Origin of the sequence: Pseudomonas sp. Marseille-Q5115 (assembly GCF_916618905.1) — a bacterium.
GTDB lineage: Bacteria > Pseudomonadota > Gammaproteobacteria > Pseudomonadales > Pseudomonadaceae > Aquipseudomonas > Aquipseudomonas japonica_A.
This window is the reverse complement of record NZ_CAKAKI010000001.1, coordinates 3,347,662-3,372,600: the sequence shown is the minus strand read 5'-3', so window position 1 is coordinate 3,372,600 and position 24,939 is coordinate 3,347,662. Positions and strand designations below refer to the sequence as shown.

At 63.1% G+C, this 24,939-nt stretch carries 27 protein-coding genes; 24 read left to right on the top strand and 3 right to left on the bottom strand.

All coding sequences use genetic code 11. The features are described 5' to 3' along the window. Positions 1 to 19 precede the first annotated feature (19 nt). The 8 genes from LG385_RS15385 (at position 20) to LG385_RS15350 (ending at position 5,712) form a co-directional block, all read left to right on the top strand. A complete protein-coding gene (locus LG385_RS15385; protein WP_225774999.1) occupies positions 20 to 655 on the top strand; it encodes a MotA/TolQ/ExbB proton channel family protein in 636 nt (211 codons plus the stop codon). Beyond that, positions 652 to 1,083 (top strand): ExbD/TolR family protein, encoded by a 432-nt coding sequence (locus LG385_RS15380; protein ID WP_225774998.1) that lies wholly within the window; start codon positions 652 to 654, stop codon positions 1,081 to 1,083. The genes LG385_RS15385 and LG385_RS15380 overlap by 4 nt, the downstream gene beginning before the upstream one ends. Then, complete coding sequence (gene lpxK, locus LG385_RS15375) at positions 1,083 to 2,090, top strand: tetraacyldisaccharide 4'-kinase (RefSeq protein ID WP_225774997.1); 1,008 nt, start codon at positions 1,083 to 1,085, stop codon at positions 2,088 to 2,090. Before LG385_RS15380 ends, lpxK begins: the two co-directional genes overlap by 1 nt. Positions 2,091 to 2,117: 27 nt before the next feature. Beyond that, positions 2,118 to 2,303: a Trm112 family protein gene (locus LG385_RS15370; RefSeq protein ID WP_181117360.1), complete on the top strand. Its 186-nt coding sequence runs from the start codon at positions 2,118 to 2,120 to the stop codon at positions 2,301 to 2,303. Next, positions 2,300 to 3,067 carry a 3-deoxy-manno-octulosonate cytidylyltransferase gene (gene kdsB, locus LG385_RS15365; RefSeq protein ID WP_225774996.1) on the top strand — a complete coding sequence of 256 codons (768 nt, stop codon included), beginning with the start codon at positions 2,300 to 2,302 and terminating at the stop codon, positions 3,065 to 3,067. The genes LG385_RS15370 and kdsB overlap by 4 nt, the downstream gene beginning before the upstream one ends. After that, a complete protein-coding gene (gene murB, locus LG385_RS15360) occupies positions 3,064 to 4,092 on the top strand; it encodes a UDP-N-acetylmuramate dehydrogenase (protein WP_225774995.1) in 1,029 nt (342 codons plus the stop codon). Before kdsB ends, murB begins: the two co-directional genes overlap by 4 nt. Before the next feature lie 79 nt (positions 4,093 to 4,171). Next, entirely contained in the window at positions 4,172 to 5,122 is a 951-nt protein-coding gene (locus tag LG385_RS15355; protein WP_225774994.1) for an XdhC family protein, read from the top strand. Continuing rightward, a complete protein-coding gene (locus tag LG385_RS15350) occupies positions 5,119 to 5,712 on the top strand; it encodes an NTP transferase domain-containing protein (RefSeq protein ID WP_225774993.1) in 594 nt (197 codons plus the stop codon). Before LG385_RS15355 ends, LG385_RS15350 begins: the two co-directional genes overlap by 4 nt. A gap of 117 nt (positions 5,713 to 5,829) precedes the next feature. Here the strand turns inward: LG385_RS15350 and rne are convergent, their stop codons facing one another. Further along, positions 5,830 to 9,240, bottom strand: coding sequence for a ribonuclease E (gene rne / locus LG385_RS15345; protein ID WP_225774992.1), 3,411 nt, complete (start codon positions 9,238 to 9,240; stop codon positions 5,830 to 5,832). 766 nt (positions 9,241 to 10,006) lie between these two features. Here rne and rluC point away from each other — a divergent pair. From rluC to LG385_RS15330, 3 genes are read left to right on the top strand one after another with little or no spacing between them, the layout of a single operon-like run. Beyond that, the gene (gene rluC, locus LG385_RS15340) at positions 10,007 to 10,963 is read left to right on the top strand and encodes a 23S rRNA pseudouridine(955/2504/2580) synthase RluC (protein ID WP_181117366.1); all 957 of its coding nucleotides are present in this window, start codon (positions 10,007 to 10,009) and stop codon (positions 10,961 to 10,963) included. Further along, positions 10,956 to 11,633, top strand: coding sequence for an HAD-IA family hydrolase (locus LG385_RS15335; protein WP_225774991.1), 678 nt, complete (start codon positions 10,956 to 10,958; stop codon positions 11,631 to 11,633). The genes rluC and LG385_RS15335 overlap by 8 nt, the downstream gene beginning before the upstream one ends. 4 nt (positions 11,634 to 11,637) lie before the next feature. Beyond that, on the top strand, positions 11,638 to 12,636 hold the full coding sequence (locus LG385_RS15330; RefSeq protein WP_225774990.1) for a S49 family peptidase: 999 nt from the start codon (positions 11,638 to 11,640) through the stop codon (positions 12,634 to 12,636). A gap of 116 nt (positions 12,637 to 12,752) precedes the next feature. Here LG385_RS15330 and LG385_RS15325 read toward each other — a convergent pair whose 3' ends face one another. Continuing rightward, positions 12,753 to 13,331, bottom strand: coding sequence for a Maf family protein (locus LG385_RS15325; protein WP_225774989.1), 579 nt, complete (start codon positions 13,329 to 13,331; stop codon positions 12,753 to 12,755). Between the two features lie 109 nt (positions 13,332 to 13,440). On the opposite strand from LG385_RS15325, the gene LG385_RS15320 reads away from it, so the two are divergent. The 13 genes from LG385_RS15320 to LG385_RS15260 all read left to right on the top strand — a co-directional run bounded on the left by LG385_RS15320 (position 13,441) and on the right by LG385_RS15260 (position 23,538). Continuing rightward, positions 13,441 to 13,968 (top strand): YceD family protein, encoded by a 528-nt coding sequence (locus LG385_RS15320; protein WP_181117370.1) that lies wholly within the window; start codon positions 13,441 to 13,443, stop codon positions 13,966 to 13,968. A gap of 13 nt (positions 13,969 to 13,981) precedes the next feature. Beyond that, the gene (rpmF, locus tag LG385_RS15315) at positions 13,982 to 14,164 is read left to right on the top strand and encodes a 50S ribosomal protein L32 (RefSeq protein WP_168081858.1); all 183 of its coding nucleotides are present in this window, start codon (positions 13,982 to 13,984) and stop codon (positions 14,162 to 14,164) included. A 3-nt stretch (positions 14,165 to 14,167) separates the two neighbouring features. Further along, positions 14,168 to 15,202 carry a phosphate acyltransferase PlsX gene (plsX, locus tag LG385_RS15310; RefSeq protein WP_263974701.1) on the top strand — a complete coding sequence of 345 codons (1,035 nt, stop codon included), beginning with the start codon at positions 14,168 to 14,170 and terminating at the stop codon, positions 15,200 to 15,202. A gap of 93 nt (positions 15,203 to 15,295) precedes the next feature. After that, on the top strand, positions 15,296 to 16,234 hold the full coding sequence (fabD, locus tag LG385_RS15305) for an ACP S-malonyltransferase (RefSeq protein WP_181117372.1): 939 nt from the start codon (positions 15,296 to 15,298) through the stop codon (positions 16,232 to 16,234). Positions 16,235 to 16,250: 16 nt separating this feature from the next. Continuing rightward, complete coding sequence (gene fabG, locus LG385_RS15300) at positions 16,251 to 16,991, top strand: 3-oxoacyl-ACP reductase FabG (protein WP_181117373.1); 741 nt, start codon at positions 16,251 to 16,253, stop codon at positions 16,989 to 16,991. Positions 16,992 to 17,184: 193 nt separating this feature from the next. After that, positions 17,185 to 17,421, top strand: a complete 237-nt coding sequence (gene acpP / locus LG385_RS15295) for an acyl carrier protein (RefSeq protein WP_004884578.1) — start codon at positions 17,185 to 17,187, stop codon at positions 17,419 to 17,421. Between the two features lie 110 nt (positions 17,422 to 17,531). Beyond that, a complete protein-coding gene (gene fabF / locus LG385_RS15290; protein ID WP_225774988.1) occupies positions 17,532 to 18,776 on the top strand; it encodes a beta-ketoacyl-ACP synthase II in 1,245 nt (414 codons plus the stop codon). Further along, the gene (gene pabC / locus LG385_RS15285; protein ID WP_225774987.1) at positions 18,776 to 19,591 is read left to right on the top strand and encodes an aminodeoxychorismate lyase; all 816 of its coding nucleotides are present in this window, start codon (positions 18,776 to 18,778) and stop codon (positions 19,589 to 19,591) included. Before fabF ends, pabC begins: the two co-directional genes overlap by 1 nt. A 2-nt stretch (positions 19,592 to 19,593) precedes the next feature. Next, the gene (gene mltG, locus LG385_RS15280) at positions 19,594 to 20,724 is read left to right on the top strand and encodes an endolytic transglycosylase MltG (protein WP_225774986.1); all 1,131 of its coding nucleotides are present in this window, start codon (positions 19,594 to 19,596) and stop codon (positions 20,722 to 20,724) included. 10 nt (positions 20,725 to 20,734) lie between these two features. Continuing rightward, positions 20,735 to 21,367, top strand: coding sequence for a dTMP kinase (tmk, locus tag LG385_RS15275; protein ID WP_225774985.1), 633 nt, complete (start codon positions 20,735 to 20,737; stop codon positions 21,365 to 21,367). Further along, positions 21,360 to 22,343 carry a DNA polymerase III subunit delta' gene (locus LG385_RS15270; protein ID WP_225774984.1) on the top strand — a complete coding sequence of 328 codons (984 nt, stop codon included), beginning with the start codon at positions 21,360 to 21,362 and terminating at the stop codon, positions 22,341 to 22,343. The genes tmk and LG385_RS15270 overlap by 8 nt, the downstream gene beginning before the upstream one ends. A gap of 31 nt (positions 22,344 to 22,374) precedes the next feature. Beyond that, positions 22,375 to 22,731 (top strand): PilZ domain-containing protein, encoded by a 357-nt coding sequence (locus tag LG385_RS15265; protein ID WP_181115150.1) that lies wholly within the window; start codon positions 22,375 to 22,377, stop codon positions 22,729 to 22,731. Positions 22,732 to 22,755: 24 nt separating this feature from the next. After that, entirely contained in the window at positions 22,756 to 23,538 is a 783-nt protein-coding gene (locus tag LG385_RS15260) for a TatD family hydrolase (protein ID WP_225776255.1), read from the top strand. Positions 23,539 to 23,752: 214 nt separating this feature from the next. Here the strand turns inward: LG385_RS15260 and LG385_RS15255 are convergent, their stop codons facing one another. Beyond that, positions 23,753 to 24,883, bottom strand: a complete 1,131-nt coding sequence (locus LG385_RS15255; protein WP_225774983.1) for an aminotransferase class V-fold PLP-dependent enzyme — start codon at positions 24,881 to 24,883, stop codon at positions 23,753 to 23,755. Positions 24,884 to 24,939: the final 56 nt, after the last annotated feature.

The following is a 24,939-nucleotide window of genomic DNA, read 5'->3' as shown; positions in this document are numbered from 1 at the left end:
GTTCGAGAGGTGCCGCACTGTGTGGGAATTGGTAAAAGCCGGTGGCTGGATGATGTTGCCGATTATTCTGAGCTCCGTCGCGGCGCTTGCGATCGTTGCCGAGCGCCTATGGACACTGCGCACCAGCAGGGTCACCCCGCCCAATCTGGTGGCGCAGGTATGGAAGTGGATCAAGGACAAGCAACTCAACAGCGAAAAGCTCAAGGAGTTGCGCGCCAATTCTCCCTTGGGCGAAGTGCTTGCTGCCGGGCTGGCCAATTCCCGCCACGGCCGGGACATCATGAAAGAATGTATCGAAGAAGCCGCCAGTAGCGTGATCCACGAGCTGGAACGGTATGTGGGGGCTCTCGGTACCATCGCCGCCATGGCGCCGCTGCTCGGTTTGCTGGGCACGGTGCTGGGGATGATCGATATTTTCAGCGCGTTCAATGCCAGCGGTAACGCCACTAACGCTACGGTGCTGGCAGGCGGTATCTCCAAGGCCTTGATCACTACCGCTTCCGGGCTGTTCGTAGCGATCCCGGCGGTATTCTTCCACCGCTTGTTGCAACGGCGGATCGACGAATTGGTGGTACGCATGGAGCAGGACGCCATCAAGCTGGTGGAGGTGCTGCACGGTGACCGCGAAGTAGACATCGAGGGGGGCCGGGCGTGAAGTTCCGCCGAAGCCGCCGGCGCCGCGAAGAGATTGACATCAACCTCACGTCACTGATCGACGTGGTGTTCATCCTGCTGCTGTTCTTTGTGGTCACCACCACCTTCACCCGCGAGACGGCCCTGCGTGTGGAACTTCCACAAGCCGTGAATGGTGCGCCGGAAGAAAACCCACCCAAGCGGCTGGACATCGCGATCAGCGCTGACGGCAACTACGCCATCAATAAACACGTGCTGCCAAAAAGTGACCTGGACACATTGCTGACGGCGCTGCAGGCAGAATCCGGCGGCGATACCAGCCTGCCGTTGTCCATCAGCGCCGACGGGAAAACCCCCCATCAGGCGGTGATCACTGCGATGGACGCTGCGGGCAAGCTTGGCTTCAGCCGCCTCAGCATGACCACGGTCGAGGCGCAGGCGGCTCACTGATGGCATTTTCTGATCGCCTGCTCGCGGCGTGGTACGAAGGCCATCCCGGGCTGTCGCTGCTCACGCCGCTGGAAGCGCTTTACCGGCGAGTGGCCGGCCGCCGCCGCCAAGCGTTCAAGGACGGTACCCGCCCGGGGTGGAGAGCCCCCGTTCCCGTGGTGGTAGTGGGAAATATCACCGTAGGGGGTACCGGTAAAACGCCGATGATCCTCTGGCTGATCGACCATTGCCGCCAGGCAGGCCTGCGCGTGGGGGTGATCAGCCGCGGGTACGGTGCGCGCCCGCCACAGTTTCCCTGGCAGGTAAGGGCTGGCGATGCAGCAGCCGTGGCAGGGGATGAACCGCTGCTTATCGTGCAGCGCAGCGGCGTACCGCTGGCCATCGATCCAGACCGCGCTCAGGCGGCCCGGGCCCTGCTCGCCGAGCACCCGCTGGACCTCATCCTGTGTGACGACGGGTTGCAGCACTACCGCCTGGCGCGCGACCTTGAACTGGTATTGATCGACGCCGCTCGCGGCCTGGGCAATCGTCGCTGCCTTCCGGCGGGGCCCCTGCGCGAGCCACCCGAGCGGCTCGCCGAGGTAGACGCGGTGCTGTGCAACGGCCAACAAGGGGATTCAAGCCTCGGCTACGGCATGACCTTGCAGCCCACCGCGCTGGTCAACGTGGCGTCCGGCGAGCGGGTTGGCCTCGATCATTTCCCGTCGGGGCAGGCCGTGCATGCGGTTGCCGGCATCGGTAACCCCCGGCGTTTCTTCTCTACCCTCGAAGCGCTAAACTGGCGCCCGACCGAGCACGCCTTCGCCGACCATGCCACCTACAGTGCCGAGCAACTGACATTCGAACCTTCCCTGCCGGTACTGATGACCGAAAAGGACGCAGTAAAATGCCAGGGTTTCGCCCGCAATAACTGGTGGTACCTGGCGGTGGATGCGCAACCTTCTCCAGCCTTCGTGGCCTGGTTCGATGCCTGCCTGGCTCGCCTGGTGGGCCAGCCAGGCGCCTGAAGCCTGCCCCTTGATGCAAGGACCCTTATGGACACCAAACTGCTCGACATTCTCGCCTGCCCTATCTGCAAGGGCCCGCTCAAGCTGAGCGAGGACAAGACCGAACTGATCAGCAAGGGCGCCGGGGTGGCGTATCCCATTCGCGACGGTATCCCGGTAATGCTCGAAAGCGAGGCCCGCACCCTTACCGACGACGAGCGCCTCGAAAAATGACCACGGCGTTCACGGTTGTCATTCCTGCCCGTTACGCCTCTACCCGTTTCCCCGGCAAGCCATTGCAGCAGATCGCCGGCAAGCCGATGATCCGGCACGTATGGGAACAGGCCAGGCAAAGCAAGGCGGCGCGGGTGGTGATCGCTACCGACGACGCGCGTATCCAGGCAGCCTGTGAAGCCTTTGGCGCAGAAGTGGTCATGACCCGCTCCGACCATGAATCGGGCACCGATCGCCTGGCCGAAGTGGCTGCCCATCTGGGGCTGGCTGAAGACGCTATCGTGGTGAACGTGCAGGGTGACGAACCGCTGATCCCGCCGGTGGTGATCGATCAGGTGGCTGGCAACCTTGCGGCCAACACCCGGGCACGCATGGCCACGCTCAGCGAGCCGCTGCTCGAAGCGGCCCAGCTGTTCAACCCCAACGTGGTGAAGGTGGTGGCCGACATTACTGGCCTGGCCCTTACCTTCAGCCGGGCACCCTTGCCCTGGGCACGGGATGCGCTGGCCCAGCGGCCGAACGAGCTACCCGAAGGCGTACCGTATCAGCGGCATATTGGCATCTATGCGTACCGCGCCGGCTTCCTCCAGGATTTCGTGCGGTGGGGCCCCTGCTGGCTAGAGAAGACCGAGTCCCTTGAGCAGCTCCGGGCGCTTTGGCATGGCGTGCGTATTCATGTGGAGGAGGCGTCCATCGCGCCGCCGCCTGGTGTAGACACCCCCGAAGACCTGGAGCGGGTGCGACGCCTGCTGGAGGCCGGATGACCCCGGCGATTCGCGAAGCCGTATCGCTCAAGCCTTACAACACCTTTAGTGTGGACGTGCGCGCAGCACAGTTTGTGGAGGTGGCCGACGATGCTGGCTTGATCGCCGCGCTGGCGTACGCCGAGCAACACCACCTGCCCGTTCACCTGCTGGGGGGCGGCAGTAATGTACTGTTGCTCCAGGACATACCCGGGCTGGTAGTGCGCATGGCCAGCCGCGGCCGGCGGTTGCTCGAAACACACGGCAGCCGGGTGATGATCGAGGCCGAGGCGGGCGAACCCTGGCATGACTTCGTGTGCTGGACCCTCCGGCAGGGCCTGGGAGGGATGGAAAACCTCAGCCTTATCCCTGGCACTGTAGGCGCCGCGCCGATGCAGAACGTGGGCGCCTATGGCGTAGAAGTGAAGGACGTCTTCGCCGGGCTCACTGCGCTGGACCGCCATACTGGCCAGCTGCTGGATTTCAGCGTGGAAGCCTGCCGTTTCGGCTACCGCGACAGCCTGTTCAAGCAGCAACCCGGGCGTTGGGTGATCTTGCGGGTACGCTTTTGGCTGGATCGCGAGGCGCCGTTGCACCTCGAATACGGGCCGGTTCGCAAGCGCCTGGCCGAGCAGGGCATCACGGCGCCCAGCCCGCAAGCCGTCAGTGACGCAATCTGCGCGATCCGCCGGGAAAAACTCCCGGACCCGGCCGTGCTTGGCAATGCCGGCAGCTTCTTCAAAAACCCTGTAGTGGCCCAGGCGCAGGCGGCAGCCTTGCAGCAACGCTGGCCCGCGATGGTCGGTTACCCTCAGCCCGATGGCCAGGTGAAACTGGCGGCCGGATGGCTGATCGAGCAGGCTGGCTGGAAGGGCTATCGGCGTGGCGACGCCGCGGTGCACAAGGATCAGGCCCTGGTGCTGGTCAATCATGGCGCCGCGACGGGCCAAGAGCTATTGGCCCTGGCCCGCGATATCCAGGCCGACATTCACGATCGCTTTGGCGTTACGTTGGAAATGGAGCCTAATGTGCTCCCTGCCACCTGAACCACGCCGCTGCGTTGCCGTCCGATACCTGTACTCGTTTGCGAGCGCACAGGTAATGGTAGCGGTGAAGGGGTAAGCAATGAACAGCGTCGATCTTGGCGTATTGCGGGACATGCAAGGCTGGTTGACAGAAGGCCGCGCCGTGGTGCTCTATACCGTGGTACAAACCTGGGGCAGCGCGCCACGCCCACCGGGCGCCATGCTTGCCCTGCGCGATGATGGCGTTGTCAGCGGTTCGGTGTCCGGCGGCTGTATCGAGGACGACCTGATTGGCCGCCTGCATGACGGGCGCCTGCAGCGCGAAGGGCCCGAGGTTCAGCTGGTTACCTATGGTGTTACCAAGGAGGAAGCAGCGCGCTTTGGCCTGCCTTGCGGCGGCACGCTGCGCCTTACCGAGGAATGGATACAGGATGCAGGATGGGTCGACGAGCTGCTGGCGCGCTGTGCCAACCATGAGATAGTTGCCCGCGAACTGGACCTTGCCAGCGGCGCTGTTCGACTTGAAACGGCCGACCGCGAAACGTCCCAGCACTTTGACGGCCAACAGCTACGCGCCGTTTACGGGCCACGCTGGCGCATGCTGCTGATCGGGGCTGGCCAGCTATCCCGCTGCGTTGCGGACATCGCTGGCCTGCTGGATTTCGAAGTACTTATCTGTGACCCCCGCACCGAATTCAGCCAAGGATGGGAGGCGTCGCAGGCGCGCTTCGTCCCGGGCATGCCTGACGACGCGGTATTGGCGATTCACCCCGACGAACGCACCGCGATCGTGGCGCTGACCCATGACCCGCGCCTGGATGATATGGCGTTGCTAACGGCATTGGATTCCAAAGCCTTCTACGTGGGCGCGTTGGGCTCGCGGGTGAACAGTGAAAAGCGCAAGCAAAACCTTGCCTGCCTTGGCGTAAGCAGCGCTTCCCTGGCCCGCCTGCATGGCCCGATCGGCTTGCCCATCGGTAGCCACACGCCGGCGGAAATCGCACTGTCGCTGATGGCCCAAGTTGTTGCCATCAAGAACCAGGCCGCATGAGCGGGGTATGTGCCGTGGTGCTGGCCGCGGGCTACGGTCGCCGCTTTGCCGAGCAGGCGGGGCGTGAAGCCAACAAGCTGCTGGCCCCGTGCACAGGGCTGGACGGCAGTGAGCGGGCGGTATTGGCACACAGTTTGTCGGCGTTCAGCCAATGGGCCGGTGAACGATTGCTGGTGCTGCGCCAAGGCAGCGAGCGCCTTGGCGAGATGACGGCGCTGGCCGCTAGCTACGGCTTCGATACTCTCGTGGTGCCCTCGGCCGGCATGGGCGACAGCCTCAGTGCCGCCGTGCGTGCCCGCGCTGGTGCCGCCGGCTGGCTGGTAGCCCTCGGTGACATGCCATGGATACGTGCTCAAACTCATTCCCGCGTCGTTGACGCCATTACCGCCGGCCATGCTGTGGTTCCTTTGCGTGAAGGCAAGCGGGGCCATCCCGTGGGCTTCGACGCGACGTATGCCCAGGCGCTGATGGCTCTGAGCGGAGACCAGGGCGGGCGAGGTTTGCTGCAGCAGGGCAGGGTGACGCTGATAGAGGTCGATGATCCTGGGGTGCTACGGGATGTAGACCTTCCTGAGGATCTGGCTCTGTAGGAGGGCGGCGACCGCCCCCGAACCATAGCCAGCGCAAATGCTCGGTTGTACCGGTCCCTACGTCATAAAAAAGCCCCTGTCACCTTGCGATGACAGGGGCTTTTTCAATCACGGGGCTCAGGCCAGAGGCTTGGGCTCCTTGTTCTGCGCTTCGGTTTCCTCGACCGTACCAGCCACTTCTTCAGCGCTTTGCACGTTTTCATCGATTACCGGAACTGGCACTGGCTCGCTGGCGGCTTCAGGCTCGGCCTGAGGCGCTGTAGCGGGCGCCGTAGCGGGCTCTGCTGCCGGCGTTGCTTGAGCAGCGGTCGCGGTTTCGGTTTCGGTTTCGGTTTCGGCTGCTGGCGCAGGCTCGACCACTACCGGTGCCGATACTTCAACTTCAACCGGTGCTTCGGCCTGGGCCAGCGCATTGGCGTTGGCCAGCTGCGCGGCTTCTTCGGCTTCACGAGCAGCCGCGGCGGCCAGTTCGGCTTCGCGCTTGCGACGGCGCACTTCACGCGGGTCGTTCGGCGCGCGGCCATTGGACAGCACCACCGGAGCCGGGGCAGGCGCTTCGACTACAGGCGCTTCGGCGGCAGGGGTAGCCTCAGTGAAGGCTTCTTGCGCGGCCGGGGCCTGGACAGGCGCTACATGCACGGGTTCGTCAGCGACTGGCGGCACGGGCAGTTCAGCCGCTTCGGTCGCCGTTGGCACCTCCACGTGTTGAACCGGTTGCTCCACGATCGGTGCTGCCTCTGCCTCAGGAAGCGGCTCGGGTGCCGTTTCAACAACGGCTTCAACCGCAGGGGCTTCTACCAGGCGCTCCAACGGCTCAGGCACGATGGACGTTGCCTGTTCGGTCGGGGTGGCAACGATTTCCGGGGCAGCGGTAGCGGCTTCCGGTGCGACGCTGGCAGTGGCTTGTTCGGCCTGGTGGTGGGCCTGGGCCTCGGCCGCCTGGCTGATCACGCCCTCCACAACCACAGCGGCAGCTACAGCAGCGGTGGCGCCGGTGGCTTCGTTGGTTTCGGTCGATGCCGAGGTTTCGTTGCCTTCGGCGTCGTCGCCTTCACCGCCAATCAGTTCGCCGTTGGCGTCACGCTGACGCTCACGGCGGTTGCTACGGCGGCGCTGGCCACGCGAACGGCGGCGCGGGCGCTCACCGTCGTTGCCTTCCTGGTTGTCGTCCTGGAGTTCTTCGTTCAATACCGCGTCTTCGGCCGTGGTCGGCTCCTGAGCAGGTTGCTCCTCACGGGCAGGGCGCGGTTGGCGCTCTTCACGAGGGGCGCGTTCCTCACGCGGGGCACGCTCTTCACGAGGGGCGCGTTCCTCACGCGGGGCACGCTCTTCACGCGGCGCACGTTCTTCACGTGGGGCGCGTTCTTCACGCGGTTCACGCAATTCACGTGGCGCGCGTTCTTCGCGAGCAGGGCGTTCGGCGCGTTCTTCACGGGCCGGGCGCTCTTCACGAGGTGCAGCTGGCGCATCCAGAGGTTCGCGAAGCTCACGTACCGGGCGATCTTCGCGCGGGCGGCGATCCTCACGCGGGGCGCGTGCCTCGCGTGGCGGGCGGGCCGGGCGCTCTTCGCGCGCTACGGAAGGGGTATCTTCACGCAGTTCGCGCGGTGCGCGTTCCTCACGGGGTGCGCGCTCTTCACGTGGTGCACGCTCCTCGCGTGGCTTGCGCTCTTCGTCGCGGCGGCCGTTGCGGTTGCGGCTCTGCTGGCGCCCGTTACGGCGCTCTTCGTTACGCCCGCCACGCTCGGTAGCAGGCTTGGGCGCGGAAACGGCGGCTACCGGGGCAGCAGGCTCTTCCTTGCCAGCAAACAGGCTTACCAACGACTTCACCAGGCCCTTGAACAGGCTCGGTTCGGCGGTGGCCGGCGCAGTGCTTGGCTGCGGTGCCGCGGCGGCTGGGGCGGGCTCTTCGCTGGCTGGCATCGGCGCGTTGGCACGGGCAGGGGCGGTTTTGACTGCAGCTTCCTGGCGAACGAGGGTGCGGGTAGCGGCAACCGGTTGCACTTCCTCGGTTTCGGCGGCGGCAATCTCGTAGCTCGACTGCGCGTTCAGCACTTCCGGGTTGTCGTCACGCAGGCGCTGCACTTCAAAGTGCGGCGTTTCGAGGTGATCGTTCGGCAGGATGATGATCCGCGCGCGGGTGCGCAGTTCAATCTTGGTGATCGAGTTGCGTTTTTCGTTGAGCAGGAAGGCCGCCACCGGGATCGGCACCTGGGCACGTACTTCCGCGGTGCGGTCCTTGAGGGCTTCTTCCTCGATCAGGCGCAGGATGGCCAGGGACAGCGATTCCACGTCGCGGATGATGCCGGTACCGCTGCAGCGTGGGCAAACGATGCCGCTGCTTTCGCCCAGGGAAGGGCGCAGGCGCTGGCGGGACATTTCCAGCAGGCCGAAACGGGAGATGCGGCCTACCTGAACACGTGCCCGGTCGGCTTCGAGGCATTCGCGTACACGCTCTTCAACAGCGCGCTGGTTCTTGGCCGGGGTCATGTCGATGAAGTCGATGACGATCAGGCCGCCGATATCACGCAGGCGCAGCTGGCGGGCAATTTCTTCGGCCGCTTCCAGGTTGGTCTGCAGGGCGGTTTCTTCGATATCGCTACCCTTGGTCGCGCGAGCGGAGTTGATGTCGATGGACACCAGGGCTTCGGTCGGGTCGATCACGATGGAGCCGCCGGAAGGCAGGTCGACCACGCGCTGGAAGGCGGTCTCGATCTGGCTTTCGATCTGGAAGCGGTTGAACAGCGGCACGCTGTCTTCGTAAAGCTTGATCTTGCTGGCGTACTGCGGCATCACCTGGCGGATGAAGGTCAGGGCTTCTTCCTGCGCTTCAACGCTGTCGATCAGCACTTCGCCGATGTCCTGGCGCAGGTAATCGCGGATGGCGCGGATGATCACGTTGCTTTCCTGGTAGATCAGGAAAGGCGCGGAGCGGTCCAAGGAAGCTTCCTTGATCGCGGTCCACAGTTGCAGCAGGTAGTCGAGGTCCCACTGCATCTCTTCGCTGCTGCGGCCAAGGCCGGCGGTGCGAACGATCAGGCCCATGTCGGCGGGGGCGACCAGGCCGTTGAGGGCCTCGCGCAGTTCGTTGCGCTCTTCACCCTCGATGCGGCGCGAGATGCCACCAGCGCGGGGGTTGTTGGGCATCAGCACCAGATAACGACCGGCCAGGCTGATGAACGTGGTGAGGGCGGCGCCCTTGTTGCCACGCTCTTCCTTTTCGACCTGAACGATGACTTCCTGGCCTTCGCTCAATACTTCCTTGATGTTGACTCGCCCTTCGGGAGCCTTCTTGAAGTATTCGCGGGAGATTTCCTTGAGGGGCAGGAAGCCGTGGCGCTCGGAGCCGAAGTCCACGAAGGCGGCTTCGAGGCTGGGCTCGATACGGGTGATGCGGCCTTTGTAGATGTTGGCCTTTTTCTGCTCGCGCGCGCCGGATTCGATATCCAGGTCATAGAGGCGTTGGCCATCTACCAGGGCTACACGCAACTCTTCGGGTTGAGTTGCGTTAATCAGCATTCTTTTCATGTAGTACCGTCGGTTTCCGGGCTGCCGGAAACGGCGTTCGGCACACACGACTTCTCACGGTCGGTGTTCAGGTGCGAGAGAGGCCTGAGGGGGCTTCCCTGCCAGCGCTCAGGCTTTTTGCCTGTGTCATGGCGCCGCGTCCTGCCTTTGTGTGGTGTCAAAAGCACTCAGTCAGGAGGAGGAATCGGGTAGTGCATCGTGGACGCCCTCGAGGGCATCTGGGCCGGCCGTGCCGCGGGCCAGTTCTGGTCAGGCCCGTACGGAAAGTACCCGTATGAACGCTGACACCCTGGCTGCCACTGGCGGGCTCGGTGCCACACGGCACGCTACCTGTGCATCTCCACCCTACACGTATCCCTGATAATTCGGGTGCTGCCGCGCGCTGAATCCGCAACGGGTTGGCATTTATCACGACGCCGGTTGGCTGTCGCACGCTAAAAAAATCAAGGCTTGTATTTCCGAAGCCTGCACCATTGCCCGATAAAACGGCTGCGCTTATAGAGAAGCCGCAGGATTCGAACACCCAGGGCACGATAAGACCGCCCTGTTGGATTCAACTCGTTCTTGCCAGGCTGCGCCTTGTGCGAACCGTAGGTTCGTCGCGCGGTGTAAGCCCCGTCGGACGGCCTCGCGTCCTCGGTGAACATCTGGGTAAGCGGCGGTCGTTTACCGTCTGTCACTCCCCGGCCGCTTATGGCGGCGTTCGGGACTATAGCAGCAAACATTAAGTGCTTCAAATGGCTGAAAAATTGATATTATCCGCGCCATGACCACGACCTCTCCTCCAACTTCGGGCGTTCAGTTGCTTGAAGTTGCGCCGGAACTTGCCGGCCAACGCATCGACAATTTTCTTATCACGGCGCTCAAGGGCGTACCTCGCACGCTGGTTTATCGCATCCTGCGCAAGGGCGAAGTACGCGTCAATAAAGGCCGTATCAAGCCCGAATACAAACTGCAGGCCGGCGATATCGTACGTGTGCCGCCGCTCCGGCTGCCCGAGCGTGACGCGCCGGTGCCGGTTGCCCAAGGGCTGCTGCAGCGCCTCGAGGCCGCCATCGTGCACGAAGACAAGGGCCTGATCATCCTCAACAAGCCTGCCGGCATTGCCGTTCATGGCGGCAGCGGGCTCAGCTTCGGGGTAATCGAGGCCTTCCGTCAGCTGCGCCCGGATGCCAAGGAGCTCGAACTCGTGCACCGGCTCGACCGGGACACCTCCGGGCTGCTGATGATCGCCAAGAAGCGCAGCATGTTGCGCCATCTGCACGAGGCGCTGCGCGGCGATGGCGTGGACAAGCGCTACATGGCGCTGGTGCGCGGCCACTGGCCTACCAGCAAGAAGCAAGTGAACGCGCCATTGCTCAAAAGCAACCTGCGCTCCGGCGAACGCATGGTCGAGGTCAATCCCGAGGGCAAGGAGGCCTTGACGCTGTTCAAGGTGCTGCGCCGCTTCGGCGAGTTCGCCACGTTGGTGGAGGCGCGGCCGGTGACCGGGCGCACTCACCAGATTCGCGTGCACGCGCTGCATGCCGGCCACTGCATTGCCGGAGACGCCAAATACGGCGACGAGGACTTCACCCGTGAGCTGCGCGATCTGGGCGGCAAGCGGCTGTTCCTGCATGCCTATGCGCTGTCTCTGACCCTTCCTGACGGCAGCCGCCTGGACGTGCAGGCGCCCGTAGACGAGTTATGGGCCGCCGCGGTGGAGCGCCTGGCCAGTGCCTGATTACGATCTGCTGATTTTCGATTGGGACGGAACGCTGGCCGATTCCATTGGCCGCATCGTCGATGCCATGCAGCATGCAGCCGTCGCCTGTGGGCTGTTGCCGCGAGACGCCACGCAGGTCAAAGGCATCATCGGGCTGGGGCTGCCGGAGGCGATTCAGGCCTTGTATCCTCGCCTGAGCGAGGCTGAAGTGCTCACCTTCCGCGATCAATATGCCCAGCGCTACATTGCCCTTGAAGCCTCCCCGTCGCCGCTCTTTCCCGGGGTGGCTGAGGGGCTGGAACTGTTTCGGCAGGCGGGCTACCGGCTGGCCGTGGCCACGGGGAAAGCGCGCCGCGGCCTTGACCGGGTATTGAAGGGGCATTCGCTGGAGAGCTTCTTCGACATTACCCGGGCAGCCGACGAAACGCGAAGCAAGCCGCACCCGCTGATGCTCGAAGAAATCCTCGCTTACTGCGGCGTGCGGCCTGACCGTGCGTTGATGATCGGCGACTCGGCATTCGACCTGCAGATGGCTCGCAACGCGGGCATGCCGTGTGTCGCAGTAGGCTATGGCGCCATCGAGCTCGATGCGCTGATGGCGTACGAACCGGTGCTGGCCGTGGAACGCTTTGCTCAATTGACCGCCTGGCTGAGCCCTGGCGAACCCTTGTCCTCGAAAGGTGAATGAACGGATGTCAGACCAATGGAAAGCGCCCTCCGCCGAAGAAGAGCCGGGCCCTCGCAGTTCCGACGACCGTAGCTGGAAGCTGCTGGAGAAAACCCTGCTCGCCAGTGTGCAGGAACAGCGGCGCGCCAGGCGCTGGGGCATTTTCTTCAAAAGCCTGACCTTCCTTTACTTGCTGGGCATGCTGTTTCTGTTCTCGCCGTTCGCCAAGCTGGAGAAAAGCGGCGGCACCGCCAGCAGTTACACGGCGTTGATCGACATCAAGGGCATGATCGCCGACAAGGAAGACGCCAGCGCTGACAACATCGTGACCAGCCTGCGCGCTGCCTTTGAAGACCCGAAGGTGAAAGGCGTGGTGCTGCGCATCAACAGCCCGGGCGGCAGCCCTGTGCAAAGTGGCTACGTGTACGACGAAATCCGCCGGTTGCGTGGCTTGCACCCCGATATCAAGGTGTACGCGGTGATCGCTGACCTCGGTGCATCCGGGGCCTACTACATTGCCAGCGCGGCAGACGAGATCTATGCCGACAAGGCAAGCCTGGTGGGTTCCATTGGCGTTACGGCGGCGGGCTATGGCTTTGTTGGCACTATGGAGAAGCTCGGCGTGGAGCGCCGGCCATACAGCTCTGGCGAGCATAAAGCCTTCCTCGATCCCTTCCAGCCGGCGAAAGAGTCTGAAACCCGCTTCTGGCAGGGCGTGCTGGACACCACCCATCGGCAGTTCATCGCTCAGGTGAAGGCCGGGCGTGGCGACCGCCTGAAAGACAAGGACCACCCGGAGCTGTTCTCAGGGCTGATCTGGTCCGGCGAACAGGCACTGGAACTGGGGCTGATCGACGGCCTGGCCAGCAGCAGCTACGTGGCGCGGGAAATCGTGCACGCCAAGGACCTGGTGGACTTCACCGTCGAAGAATCCCCGCTGGACCGTTTCTCGAAAAAGCTCGGCGCCAGCGTGGCCAGCGAGATGGCCCTCTGGATGGGCTTCGCCGGCCCGACGCTTCGCTAGCCGTAAGCGGCAAGCTTTAAGCTGCAAGCCGCAAGCCGCAAGCCGCAAGCTGAACGCAGCATGCTTGTAGCTTGTAGCTTGTAGCTTGTAGCTTGTAGCTTGTAGCTTGTAGCTTGTTAAGGCACCACCACCCCAGCCTCTCCCAGCATCGCCACCAGGCGGATCAGCGGCAGGCCGACCAGGCTGGTGGCATCCGGCCCTTCGGTGCTTTCGAACAGGCTCACGCCAAGGCCCTCTGCCTTGAAGCTGCCGGCGCAATCGTAGGGTTGCTCGGCCTGGAGGTAGCGGGTGAGGGTGCTTCGGTCCAGTTGGCGCATGTTGACCGAGAACGGCACCACGTCTACCTGGCATTGGCCGGTATGGCTATCGAGCAAGGCCAGGCCGGTCAGGAAGGTCACTCGCTGGCCGCTCGCGGCGGTCAGTTGTTCCAGTGCCTGTTCAAAATCGCCCGGCTTGCCCAGTATCCGGTCACCCAGCACGGCCACCTGATCGGAGCCGATGATCAGGTGTGCGGGGTGTCGCGTGGCCAGCGCCCTGGCCTTGGCCTCGGCCAGCCGCAGCACCAGCTCACGAGCAGGCTCGCCGTCCAGGCGCCGTTCGTCGAGGTTGGGTGCCTCGCTCTCGAAAGGCAGGCCCAGGCGGCTCAGCAGGGCGTGTCGGTAGGTAGAGCTGGACGCCAGAATCAATGGCCGCACGGGTGGTCTCTCCATAATAAAGGCCGTGATTCTACGCCTGCGCCGCTGCGCTGCCGATGGCCTAATTTCCTTTGACACAGCAAGGGGGCATCCCTAGAATGTCGCGCCTATGTTGAATGACCCGATTCCACCTCACGTTGACCCGCGCAAATTGGCCGATCGCGGCGCTGCCTTAAACGGTAGCCTGCCTCTTGCCAGTTTGGAGAGACTTTGCGACCTGCTTTCCGATGATGTCGGTACGGTCCAGGGTAAATTCATCTTCGAGCGAGACGAAGATCACACCGTGCTCATGCGCAGTGATCTGAGTGTCGAGGTCAAGATGGTTTGCCAGCGCTGTCTTGAGCTGGTCACCCTCCCGATCCACAGCGAATGTACATACGCCGTGGTGAAGGAGGGTGCGAATACCCAATCGTTACCGAAAGGTTATGACGTGCTGGAACTGGGCGAAGGTCCCCTGGACCTGCGGGATGTGATCGAAGAGGAGCTTCTTCTCGCGCTGCCGATCATTCCCGCTCATCATCCGGAAGAATGCCAGCAGCCGGCGGGTCTCGAAGAGCCCGAGCCGAGCGAGGACGAGGTAACGCGGTCCAACCCGTTCAGTGTATTGGCGCAGTTAAAGCGTGACCCAAACGTTTAGGAGTTAATCAATTATGGCTGTTCAGCAGAACAAAAAATCCCGCTCTGCCCGCGACATGCGCCGTTCGCACGACGCTCTCGAGCCGAACGCACTGTCCGTTGAAAAAACCACCGGTGAAGTTCACCTGCGCCACCACGTTTCGCCTGAAGGCGTTTACCGTGGTCGCAAAGTGATCGACAAGGGCGCTGACGAGTAATCCTTGTCCGCTCAGATCATCGCGATCGACGCAATGGGCGGGGACTTCGGTCCCCGCAGCATTGTTCAGGCCTGTGTCGCCTGCCTGTCCGAACACCCCTCGCTGTACCTGGCCCTCGTTGGTCAACCCAAGCTCCTTGAAGAAATCCTCAGCACCCATCGGGGTGTCGATCGTGCTCGCCTTCAGATTCTGCCTGCTACCGAAGTGATCGGCATGAGCGACAAGCCGTCCCAGGCGTTGCGCGGCAAGCCGGACGCTTCCATGCGCATTGCGCTGCAAGCGTTGCGGGACGACCGTGTGCACGCAGTGGTGAGCGCCGGCAATACCGGTGCGCTCATGGCACTGTCCTGTCATGTACTTAAAACACTGCCCGGCGTGACCCGCCCCGCCATGGTTGCGGCAATCCCCACGCGCACGGGCCATTGCCAGGTGCTGGACCTGGGCGCCAACGTGGATTGCGACGCCGAGCACCTGTACCAGTTCGCCCATATGGGGGCATTGGCTGCCCAGGCCCAAGGCGTGATACGCCCTCGGGTGGCATTGCTCAATGTGGGCACCGAGGACATCAAGGGCAACCAGCAGGTCAAGGCAGCAGCGCGGCTATTGCAAAAGGCCGGGCTCAACTACATTGGTTACATTGAAGGTGACGGCGTGTACCGCGGTGAGGCCGATGTGGTGGTGTGCGACGGCTTCGTTGGCAATGTATTGCTCAAGGCCAGCGAGGGGCTGGCCAGCATGATCGGCGAGCGTATCGAAGCGCAGTTCAGTGGCGGGCTGTTTGCCAGGCTGGCGGGCGCGGTCGCCCTCCCGGCCCTGCGGCGCTTACGCGAAGAGCTGGTTCCGGCGCGGCACAACGGCGCCAGTTTCCTGGGCTTGCAAGGCATTGTCGTAAAAAGCCACGGCGCGGCGGGTGTACAGGGCTTGAAAGCCGCGATCGAGCGCGCTCTTCAGCAAGTGGAAAGCAACCTGCCACGTCAGCTCGGCCAGGGGCTGGCCGCTGTACTTTCACCCAAGCAGGAAGACGGCGATAGAATGTGACCGGGCGGTTCCGGTTATCATCCAACACTGGATTTTCGTTTCCGGCCATGGCCGGGAGCATTTTCGACCACTGCATCGATAAGGGCGCGTTCAATGTCTGCAACCCTCGCATTCGTCTTTCCTGGGCAGGGCTCCCAGTCACTCGGCATGCTCGCCGACCAGGCTGGGCAGCACCCGTTGATTGGCGAAACCTTCAAGGAGGCGTCCGAGGCCCTTGGCTATGACCTCTGGGCGTTGACCCAGCAGGGGCCCGCCGAGCAACTGAACCAGACCGACAAAACCCAGCCGGCGATCCTCACCGCATCCATCGCGCTGTGGCGCGTATGGCAGGCTGAAGGCGGCGCGCTGCCGGCCTATGTGGCTGGCCATAGCCTGGGCGAGTACAGCGCATTGGTGGCAGCTGGTAGCGTGGGCCTGGCCGACGCGGTTCGGCTGGTCGAGCGTCGGGGCCAGCTCATGCAGGAAGCCGTGCCGGCCGGGCAGGGCGGTATGGCTGCTGTGCTGGGCCTCAAAGACGAAGACGTTATCGCGGCGTGCGCCGAAGCGGCGAACGGTGACGTGGTAAGCGCGGTGAATTTCAACTCGCCGGGCCAGGTCGTGATTGCCGGTAGCGCGGCCGCTGTGGCGCGTGCCATCGAAGCCTGCAAGGCACGCGGAGCCAAGCGTGCCCTGCCGCTGCCCGTGAGCGTGCCATCGCACTGCGCATTGATGAAGCCTGCGGCCGAGCGCTTCGCCGAATCTGTGGCCGCCATCAACTGGCAGGCGCCGAAGATTTCGCTGGTACAAAACGTGACCGCTACCGTTCCGGCTACGCTGGAGGATCTGAAGCACAACCTCCTGGCTCAGCTGTACATGCCGGTTCGCTGGGTGGAATCCGTTGCGCTGCTGGCTCAGCAAGGTGCCAGGCAACTGGTTGAGTGCGGCCCGGGCAAGGTGTTGTCCGGCCTCAACAAGCGCTGCGCCGACGGCATAGAAACCTACAATCTGGATACCCCCGATGCCTTCGCCGCCGCTCGCGCGGCCTTGGCTTGAAACAGGAGAAGCTGGCATGAGCCTGCAAGGTAAAGTGGCACTGGTGACCGGTGCGAGTCGTGGCATTGGCCAGGCGATCGCCCTCGAGTTGGGCCGCCAGGGCGCCGTGGTCATCGGCACTGCAACCAGTGCCTCGGGGGCCGAGCGCATCAGCGCCACCCTCAAGGAACACAATATCGAAGGCGTGGGCCTGGAGCTCAACGTGTGCAACGACGAATCGGTCGCTGCCGCGCTGGCCACCATTTCGGAGCGTTTCGGCGCGCCGGCCATCCTGGTCAACAACGCCGGGATCACCCGCGACAACCTAATGTTGCGCATGAAAGACGACGAATGGTTCGACGTGGTCGATACCAACCTGAACAGTCTGTTCCGCCTGTCCAAGGCAGTGCTGCGTGGCATGACCAAGGCTCGCTGGGGCCGCATCATCAGCATCGGCTCGGTGGTGGGTGCCATGGGCAACGCCGGGCAAGTAAACTATGCCGCAGCCAAGGCTGGCCTGGAAGGTTTCAGCCGAGCGCTGGCGCGTGAAGTGGGCTCTCGGGGCATCACGGTGAACTCGGTCACCCCGGGCTTCATCGATACCGACATGACCCGCGAGCTTCCGGAGGCGCAGCGTGAAGGCCTGTTGACTCAGATCCCCCTGGGCCGTTTGGGCCAGGCTGAGGAAATCGCCAAGGTGGTCAGCTTCCTGGCTTCCGATGGCGCTGCTTATGTCACCGGCGCGACCGTTCCGGTCAACGGCGGCATGTACATGTGATCCAGCTCAATGGGGCACCGCGGAAAAAATGTCATACGTAATGCCCCAAAATCCGTTATAAAGCTGCATCCAGATTATAGAGGTCGCCGGCCGGCGTTTGGTGGGGTCGCATTCAACTTGAAATGCGAGTGCCTTCCTATAAACTTACACACCGGCCAGTTGCCAGACTATCCACTAGGAGTGAAAACCAGGTATGAGCACCATCGAAGAACGCGTCAAGAAAATCGTTGCCGAGCAGCTGGGCGTCAAAGAAGAAGAAGTCGTTAACACCGCCAGCTTCGTTGAAGACCTGGGCGCTGATTCTCTTGACACCGTTGAGCTGGTAATGGCACTGGAAGAAGAATTCGAAACCGAGATTCCAGACGAAGAAGCCGAGAAGATCACCACCGTTCAAGCAGCCATCGACTACGTCAACAGCCACCAGGCCTGATTGCCGTATTCGACGCTTCTTGTCAGAGAAAACCGCACTGCCTTCAATGGGCGTGCGGTTTTTTCTTTAAATAGGGCAAGAGGTTGAAACAAAGTATTAAGGAGAACACTGTGTCGCGTAGACGCGTCGTGGTCACTGGAATGGGCATGTTGTCGCCATTGGGCGTTGACGTGCCAAGTACCTGGCAAGGCATTCTGGCCGGCCAAAGCGGCATCGGTCCGATCGAGCATACCGACCTGTCAGCGTTTTCCACTCGGTTTGGCGGCTCGGTCAAGGCATTCGATGTGGCGCAGTATCTCTCGCCCAAAGAGGCCCGCAAGCTCGACCTGTTCATTCAGTATGGTCTGGCCGCTGGCTTTCAGGCTGTGCGCGATGCGGGGCTGAACATCGACGACAGCAACCGTGAGCGCATTGGCGTGGCCATGGGCTCGGGTATCGGTGGCCTCACCAATATCGAGGACACCAGCCGTACGCTTCACGAGCAGGGGCCGCGGCGGATTTCTCCGTTCTTCGTGCCCGGCTCGATCATCAACATGATTTCAGGCTTCCTGTCGATCCACCTGGGTATCCAGGGGCCAAACTACGCCGTGTCCACGGCGTGCACCACGGGCACCCACTGCATTGGCATGGCGGCCCGAAATATCGCCTATGGCGAAGCGGACGTGATGATCGCCGGCGGCGCCGAAATGGCCGCCTGCGGCCTGGGCATGGGTGGCTTTGGCGCGGCGCGGGCTTTGTCCACGCGCAACGATGAGCCCACGCGCGCCAGCCGGCCGTGGGACAAGGGCCGTGATGGTTTCGTGCTGTCCGACGGTGCCGGTGCGCTCGTGCTCGAAGAGCTTGAGCATGCCCGGGCGCGCGGGGCGCGGATCTATGCCGAACTGGTTGGCTTCGGCACCAGTGGCGACGCCTTCCACATGACCTCCCCACCCGAAGACGGCGCGGGCGCGGCCCGTTGCATGGTCAATGCCCTCAAGGACGCCGGCCTGGCGCCCGACGCGGTGCAATACATCAATGCCCACGGCACCTCAACCTCAGCCGGCGACCTTGCCGAAGTACGGGCGATCAAGTCGGTGTTCGGCGGGCACGCCTACAAGCTGGCGGTCAGTTCCACCAAGTCCATGACCGGCCATTTGCTGGGCGCGGCGGGTGCGGTCGAGGCCATCTTCAGCGTGCTCGCGATTCGTGATCAGGTGGCGCCGCCGACCATCAACCTCGATGAGCCGGACGACGATTGCGATCTGGACTTCGTGCCGCACGAAGCGCGGGAAATGCCGATCGATGTCGTGCTGTCGAACTCCTTCGGCTTTGGTGGTACCAACGGCTCTCTGGTGTTCCGCCGGTTCAGCGAGTAATGGAAGCCTGGGTCGATGGCCGGCCAGCCAGTGCGATCGGCCTGGCCAGCCGTGGCCTGGCATACGGCGACGGCCTGTTCGAAACCCTTCGGGTGCGTGCCGGCCGGCCTAAACTGCTGGAGCGGCACCTCGAGCGCCTGGCCCATGGCTGCGCGCGCCTGGGGCTACCTTTCGATGAGCCAACGCTGCGCGCTGAGCTGCACGCCTATGGCGGCCAACTGGGCGATGGCGTACTCAAGCTCATCATTACCCGAGGCGATAGCGCACGCGGTTATGCGGGCGACCCTGATGCGCCAGCACGGCGTATTCTCCAGAGCAGCCCGCTCCCGGAGTACCCCGTGCGACGGCAAGCCGAGGGTATCGCGCTGTACCCGTGCAACACTCGGCTGGCCGAACAGCCCTTGCTCGCTGGCCTCAAGCACCTCAACCGCCTGGAGCAGGTACTGGCCCGCGCCGAATGGCAAGGCACCGAGTACGCCGAGGGGTTGATGCGCGATACCAGTGGCCGGCTGATCGAAGGCGTGTTCAGTAACCTGTTCATGGTGTGTGAGGGGCGGCTGGTTACTCCAGGCCTCACCCGTTGCGGCGTTGCCGGCACCCTGCGGGCGGAGCTGATTGCCCAGGCCATGTCGGGCGACCAGCCAGTGGTTGTCGAGGACATTCCCCTCGAGCAACTGGCAAGTGCCAGCGAAGTGTTCATGTGTAACAGCGTCTATGGCATCTGGCCGGTCCGCCGCTATGCACAGCTTGCTTGGCCGGCAGGGCCCCACACCCGTAAACTTCAGCAGATGGCCTGCGAACTTCTGGATATCTGACAGTGCTACGCAAACTCCTGCTGCTGATCGAAACCCTGGTCATCCTCGCTGGCATCGCCATGGGGCTGGCCGTCTGGCGTGTCCAGGCCGTGCTGGACCAACCGCTGTCATTGCCGGCGGAACAGTTGATCGACGTACCCCTTGGCGCATCGCCAGGCGGCATGCTCAACCGCCTCGAAGATCAGGGCGCGCTCAAGGGTGCGTTCTGGGCTCGGCTGTACTGGCGGTTCAATCTGGACAGCCAACCGCTGCACACCGGCGAATACCGCCTCGGGCCCACCACCACGGTGCGGGAAATGCTCAGCCTGTGGCAGCGTGGCGAGGTGGTGCAGTACAGCCTTACCCTTGTCGAAGGCTGGACGTTCCGCCAGGTGCGCGCCGCCCTGGATCGCCAGGAAAAGCTCAAGCAAACGCTGGAAGGGCTTACCGATGAGCAGGTGATGGCCAAACTCGGCCACCCCGGCGTGTTTCCCGAAGGGCGGTTCTTTCCGGACACCTACAAATACGTGAAGGGGATGAGTGACGCGCAACTGCTGGAGCAGGCGTTCGATCGGCTGGATACGGTACTGGCTCAGGAGTGGCAAGCCCGCGCAGGCGGGTTGCCCTACACCGAGCCTTACCAGGCGCTGGTCATGGCATCGCTGATCGAAAAGGAAACGGGCGTGCCTCAGGAGCGCGGGGAAATAGCCGGCGTGTTTGTGCGCAGGCTGGCCGCTGGCATGCTGCTGCAAACCGACCCCACGGTCATCTACGGAATGGGCGAGCGCTACACGGGGCGGATCACCCGCGCCGACCTGCGCGAACCCAGCCCCTACAACACGTACCTGAACCCCGGGCTGCCGCCAACGCCGATTTCGATGGTGGGCCGCGAAGCCATTCGCGCCGCGCTGAACCCCACGGCCGGAAGCAGCCTGTATTTCGTCGCCAAGGGCGACGGTAGCCACGTGTTCTCCGATGATATCGAAGCGCACAACCAGGCTGTGCGCCAATACCAGCTCAAGCGGCGCGCAGACTATCGCTCCAGCCCCGGTCCCACGGCCGTTCCTGCCGGAGCGGGGGAGAGTGCTCCGGGCGCCGATGCGCCTGTCGCGCCAGCGATGGCAGCCCCCGCCGAAGAAACGCAACAACCATGAGGAAGCCTGAGTGAGCGGTCTGTTCATCACCCTGGAAGGGCCGGAAGGCGCCGGCAAAAGCACCAACCGTGATTATATTGCCGCCCGCCTGCGAGACGCCGGAAAAGACGTGCAGCTTACCCGCGAGCCCGGTGGCACCCCGCTTGCCGAACGCATCCGCGAGCTCTTGCTGGCGCCCAGCGAAGAACCCATGGCGGTGGATACCGAACTGCTGCTGATGTTCGCCGCACGGGCCCAGCATATCGAGCAGGTCATCCGTCCGGCGTTGGCCCGGGGCGCGGTGGTGCTGTGTGATCGCTTCACCGATGCCACTTATGCCTATCAAGGCGGTGGGCGTGGCGTACCAACAGAACGCATCGCCCAGCTTGAAGCCTTCGTGCAGGGCGGCCTGCGCCCAGACCTTACCCTGGTGTTCGACCTTCCTGTCGAAGTGGGGCTGGCGCGTGCGGCGGCACGTGGCCGGCTGGACCGCTTCGAGCAGGAAGCCCGCAGCTTCTTCGAAGCCGTGCGCCAGGCTTACCTGGCCCGCGCCGCGGCCGACCCACTGCGCTACCAGGTGATCGACGCCAGCCTGCCCCTGGCAGAGGTTCAGGCGCGGCTGCACGATAGCCTGCCACATTGGCTGGAGCGCGCCCGTGGGTGAGCCCTACCCGTGGCAGGCCGGGCTTTGGCAGCAACTGAGCAGCCGGACCGAGCACGCCCATGCGTACCTGTTGCAAGGCCCCGCCGGGATTGGCAAGCGGGAATTGGCCGAGCAGTTCATGGCCTTGCTGCTCTGCAACGCCAGCGCTGGCAAGCCCTGCGGCCAATGTAAGAGTTGCCTGCTGCTGGCGGCGGGCAGCCACCCGGATAATTTCCTGCTGCAACCCGAGGAAGCAGACAAGGCAATCGTGGTTGACCAGGTGCGCCGGCTGGTGGATTTCGTGAGCCAGACCGCACAACTGGGCGGGCGCAAAGTGGTACTGATCGAGCCGGTAGAGGTGATGAACCTCAACGCCGCCAATGCGTTGCTCAAAAGCCTGGAAGAGCCCTCGGGCAATACGGTGATGTTGCTCGTAAGCCACCAGCCCAGCCGCCTGTTGCCTACCCTTCGTAGCCGCTGCGTGCAGCAACCATGCCCACTGCCCACACCTGCAGAGGCTGCGCAGTGGCTTGCAGTCGCATTGCCGGATGTGTCCGCCGAGGCAAGAGAAGAACTGCTTGCCCTTGCTAACGCGTCGCCTTTGGCGGCCAGGCAATTGCACGCTCAGGACGTACTCGGCCAGCGCGCCACGGTGGTGGAGGGCGTCAAACGCCTGCTCAAGCAACAGCAAAGCCCCACGCAGTTGGCTGAAAGCTGGAAAGATGTGCCGCTGATCTGGCTGTTCGATTGGTTCTGCGACTGGGCCCAGCGGCTGCTGCGGTACCGGTTGACGCAGGACGAGGACGGTTTAGGCTTGAGTGATATGCGCAAAGTACTGCAATATCTCGCCCAGAAAACAACAACTGGCAAAGTAATGGCTATCCAGGACTGGGTGCTTCAGCATCGCCAGAAGGTGCTCTCAAAAGCGAACCTCAACCGTGTATTGCTACTCGAAACCTTGCTGGTGTCCTGGCTGGCATTGCCAGATCAGCGCTAGGCAGGCACTTCTTCAGTAGTAAGGATGATCAATGAACCAGCCGATCGCTCCGGGTCCGCGTAGCGGTATCCTGTCGCTGACCATCAAGGACAAGGCAGTGCTGTACGCCGCCTATATGCCATTTATCAAGAACGGCGGGCTGTTCATCCCCACCGCCAAGAGCTACCGGCTTGGCGACGAGCTTTTCATGCTGCTCAACCTGATGGATGAACCCGAGAAGATCCCGGTGGCGGGCAAGGTCGCCTGGATCACTCCGCGTGGCGCGCAGGGCAACCGGGCAGCCGGCGTGGGCGTGCAGTTCAACGATGGCGACGACACCGCCCGCAACAAGATCGAAACCTACCTCGCCGGTGCGCTGAAGTCGGACCGGCCGACCCATACCATGTAGAGCCCAATGAATTCTTCCTCGCCGCTGCTTGTTGATTCCCACTGTCACCTCGATCGCCTCGACCTCTCCATCCACGGCGGCTCCCTCGATGCCGCGTTGGACGCGGCTCGGGCGAGGGGCGTGGGCCATTTTTTATGCATCGGTGTGAGCGCGGATAACGCACAGGCGGTACGCGACCTGGCGGACCGCTATGAGGACGTGGATTGTTCGGTGGGCATTCATCCGCTGGATGTGGCCCCCGAAGGCGCGCCTACCTTGCCGTGGCTGTTGAGCGAGCTGGACCACCCGCGCGTGGTGGCCATTGGCGAGACGGGGCTGGATTATCACTACGAACCCGAATCGGCCGAGGTTCAGAAAGCTTCGTTCCGCTTGCACCTGGAAGCTGCGGCGATTACCGGCAAGCCCATGATCGTGCATACCCGTGCCGCCCAGGCGGACACCTTGGAGCTGCTTCGCGAAGCAGCCTTGCCACAGGGCGGGGTGCTGCACTGCTTTACCGAGGACTGGGCCATGGCCAAGGCTGCGCTGGACCTGGGCTTTTATATCTCCCTTTCCGGCATTGTAACCTTCCGCAATGCCGAAGCCTTGCGTGAAGTGGCCCGTCAGGTCCCGGCTGATCGCCTGCTGGTCGAAACGGACTCCCCTTACCTTGCGCCGATCCCCTACCGAGGCAAGCCCAACCTGCCGCAGTATGTTTATGAAGTGGCGGCTTTTCTTGCCGACCTTCGCGGCGAACCCTATGAACAGTTCGCCGCGCAAACCACCGCAAACTTCCGGCAGCTGTTCCCGCTGGCAAGGGTGGCTTGAAACAGGCAAAAAAAACCCGGGTTCTGGGGGGGAATCCGGGTTAAGACCATTAGGAGTAAAACAAAGGTGCGCGGTCCGTCGACACCTTTATCGGCTCACCCTATGGGGGGTAGGGTGTACCAACAGTTTCAGTATTGGCTAGCTTCTCTATTCGTCCAGCTGAAAATGGTCGTTTTTTAAACAGTTTTGGAATCAACCGCCCCTTGCTGACAACTCACCTGCACAGTCGGGTCAGAATGGCCAAGGCTTCGGCGATCACGCTGTCGGTGGTATAGAAGTGAGGTGAAAAGCGCACGCCCTTCCCGCGTGGAATACAAACCACCCCCTCGGCCATGAGTTGCTTGTGCAAGGCGAGGCTGTCCTTGCCATCCACGCTAAAGGAAAGAATGCCCGACCGGCGTTCAGCGGCGAGCGGAGAATGAATCCGTGCACCGGGGATACGCTCGATGCCGGCAGTCAGCGCGACGATGTGGTTTTCGATTGCCTGGGCTACGTTCACCATGCCTGCTTCTTCAAGCAGGGCCAGGCTGGCTTCGAGCGCCATGGTGCCTAGGATATTCGGGCTGCCGCATTCAAAGCGCCGCGCACTGTTGGCCGGCTCCCAGGTGTCACGGGTGTAATCGCCCATGTGCTCCAGCATATGCCAGCCATATTCCTGCAACCGCAGGGTTGAACGCAGCTCGGCACGGCAATAGAACACGCCAAGGCCCTCAGGCCCCATCATCCATTTGTGCCCGTCCGCCATGGCGAAATCGCATTCATAGGCCTGTACATCGAACGGGGCGGCGCCCAGTTGCTGGATCGCATCGATGCAGAACAGTACGCCTTTTGACTTGCACCCCCGGCCCAGGCGCACGAGGTCCATTTTAAGGCCGCTGGCGTATTGCACCGCGCTGATGGCCAACAGGCGGGTACGTGGCCCGCAGGCGCTCAACAGCGCGGCTTCCGGGTCCGGGCCTGCCAGGCTGACCTTGATGACCTCCACGCCCTTGGGCGCCAAGGCTTCCCAGACGATGCGATTGGAGGGAAATTCCTCGTCGCTGATCACAACCTGGTCACCTGGCGCCCAGTCCAGGCCGAAAGCCACGAACGAAAGCGCTTCAGAGGTGTTCTTCACCAGTGCAATGTCGGCGGCCGCTGGAGCATTGAGCAAACGCTGCAAGCGCTCCCGCAGGCGCTGTTCCACGTCCAGCCAGGCCGGGTAGTCGCGGGCGCCGACCAGCACGTTTTCCTGAGCGAAGCGGGTGACTGCCTCCGCACTGCGACGTGGCCAGGGGGAGACCGCCGCATGGTTGAGATACAGAAGCCCTGGGGCCTGGGGGAACTCGTCTACAAACCTGGACATAATCGGATGATCCGTGCAATTTGACGCAATTTAGGCATAATACCGGCTTCGATTCA

Excerpts from the sequence above, each read along its gene's own strand:
- acpP (WP_004884578.1), top strand. The coding sequence starts at position 17,185 with ATGAGCACCATCGAAGAACGCGTCAAGAAAATCGTTGCCGAGCAGCTG.
- lpxK (WP_225774997.1), top strand. The coding sequence starts at position 1,083 with ATGGCATTTTCTGATCGCCTGCTCGCGGCGTGGTACGAAGGCCATCCC.
- murB (WP_225774995.1), top strand. The coding sequence starts at position 3,064 with ATGACCCCGGCGATTCGCGAAGCCGTATCGCTCAAGCCTTACAACACC.
- LG385_RS15255 (WP_225774983.1), bottom strand. The coding sequence starts at position 24,883 with ATGTCCAGGTTTGTAGACGAGTTCCCCCAGGCCCCAGGGCTTCTGTAT.
- pabC (WP_225774987.1), top strand. The coding sequence starts at position 18,776 with ATGGAAGCCTGGGTCGATGGCCGGCCAGCCAGTGCGATCGGCCTGGCC.
- rluC (WP_181117366.1), top strand. The coding sequence starts at position 10,007 with ATGACCACGACCTCTCCTCCAACTTCGGGCGTTCAGTTGCTTGAAGTT.
- LG385_RS15350 (WP_225774993.1), top strand. The coding sequence starts at position 5,119 with ATGAGCGGGGTATGTGCCGTGGTGCTGGCCGCGGGCTACGGTCGCCGC.
- kdsB (WP_225774996.1), top strand. The coding sequence starts at position 2,300 with ATGACCACGGCGTTCACGGTTGTCATTCCTGCCCGTTACGCCTCTACC.
- LG385_RS15320 (WP_181117370.1), top strand. The coding sequence starts at position 13,441 with ATGTTGAATGACCCGATTCCACCTCACGTTGACCCGCGCAAATTGGCC.
- LG385_RS15355 (WP_225774994.1), top strand. The coding sequence starts at position 4,172 with ATGAACAGCGTCGATCTTGGCGTATTGCGGGACATGCAAGGCTGGTTG.
- fabG (WP_181117373.1), top strand. The coding sequence starts at position 16,251 with ATGAGCCTGCAAGGTAAAGTGGCACTGGTGACCGGTGCGAGTCGTGGC.
- rne (WP_225774992.1), bottom strand. The coding sequence starts at position 9,240 with ATGAAAAGAATGCTGATTAACGCAACTCAACCCGAAGAGTTGCGTGTA.
- rpmF (WP_168081858.1), top strand. The coding sequence starts at position 13,982 with ATGGCTGTTCAGCAGAACAAAAAATCCCGCTCTGCCCGCGACATGCGC.
- LG385_RS15370 (WP_181117360.1), top strand. The coding sequence starts at position 2,118 with ATGGACACCAAACTGCTCGACATTCTCGCCTGCCCTATCTGCAAGGGC.
- LG385_RS15265 (WP_181115150.1), top strand. The coding sequence starts at position 22,375 with ATGAACCAGCCGATCGCTCCGGGTCCGCGTAGCGGTATCCTGTCGCTG.
- LG385_RS15330 (WP_225774990.1), top strand. The coding sequence starts at position 11,638 with ATGTCAGACCAATGGAAAGCGCCCTCCGCCGAAGAAGAGCCGGGCCCT.
- fabD (WP_181117372.1), top strand. The coding sequence starts at position 15,296 with ATGTCTGCAACCCTCGCATTCGTCTTTCCTGGGCAGGGCTCCCAGTCA.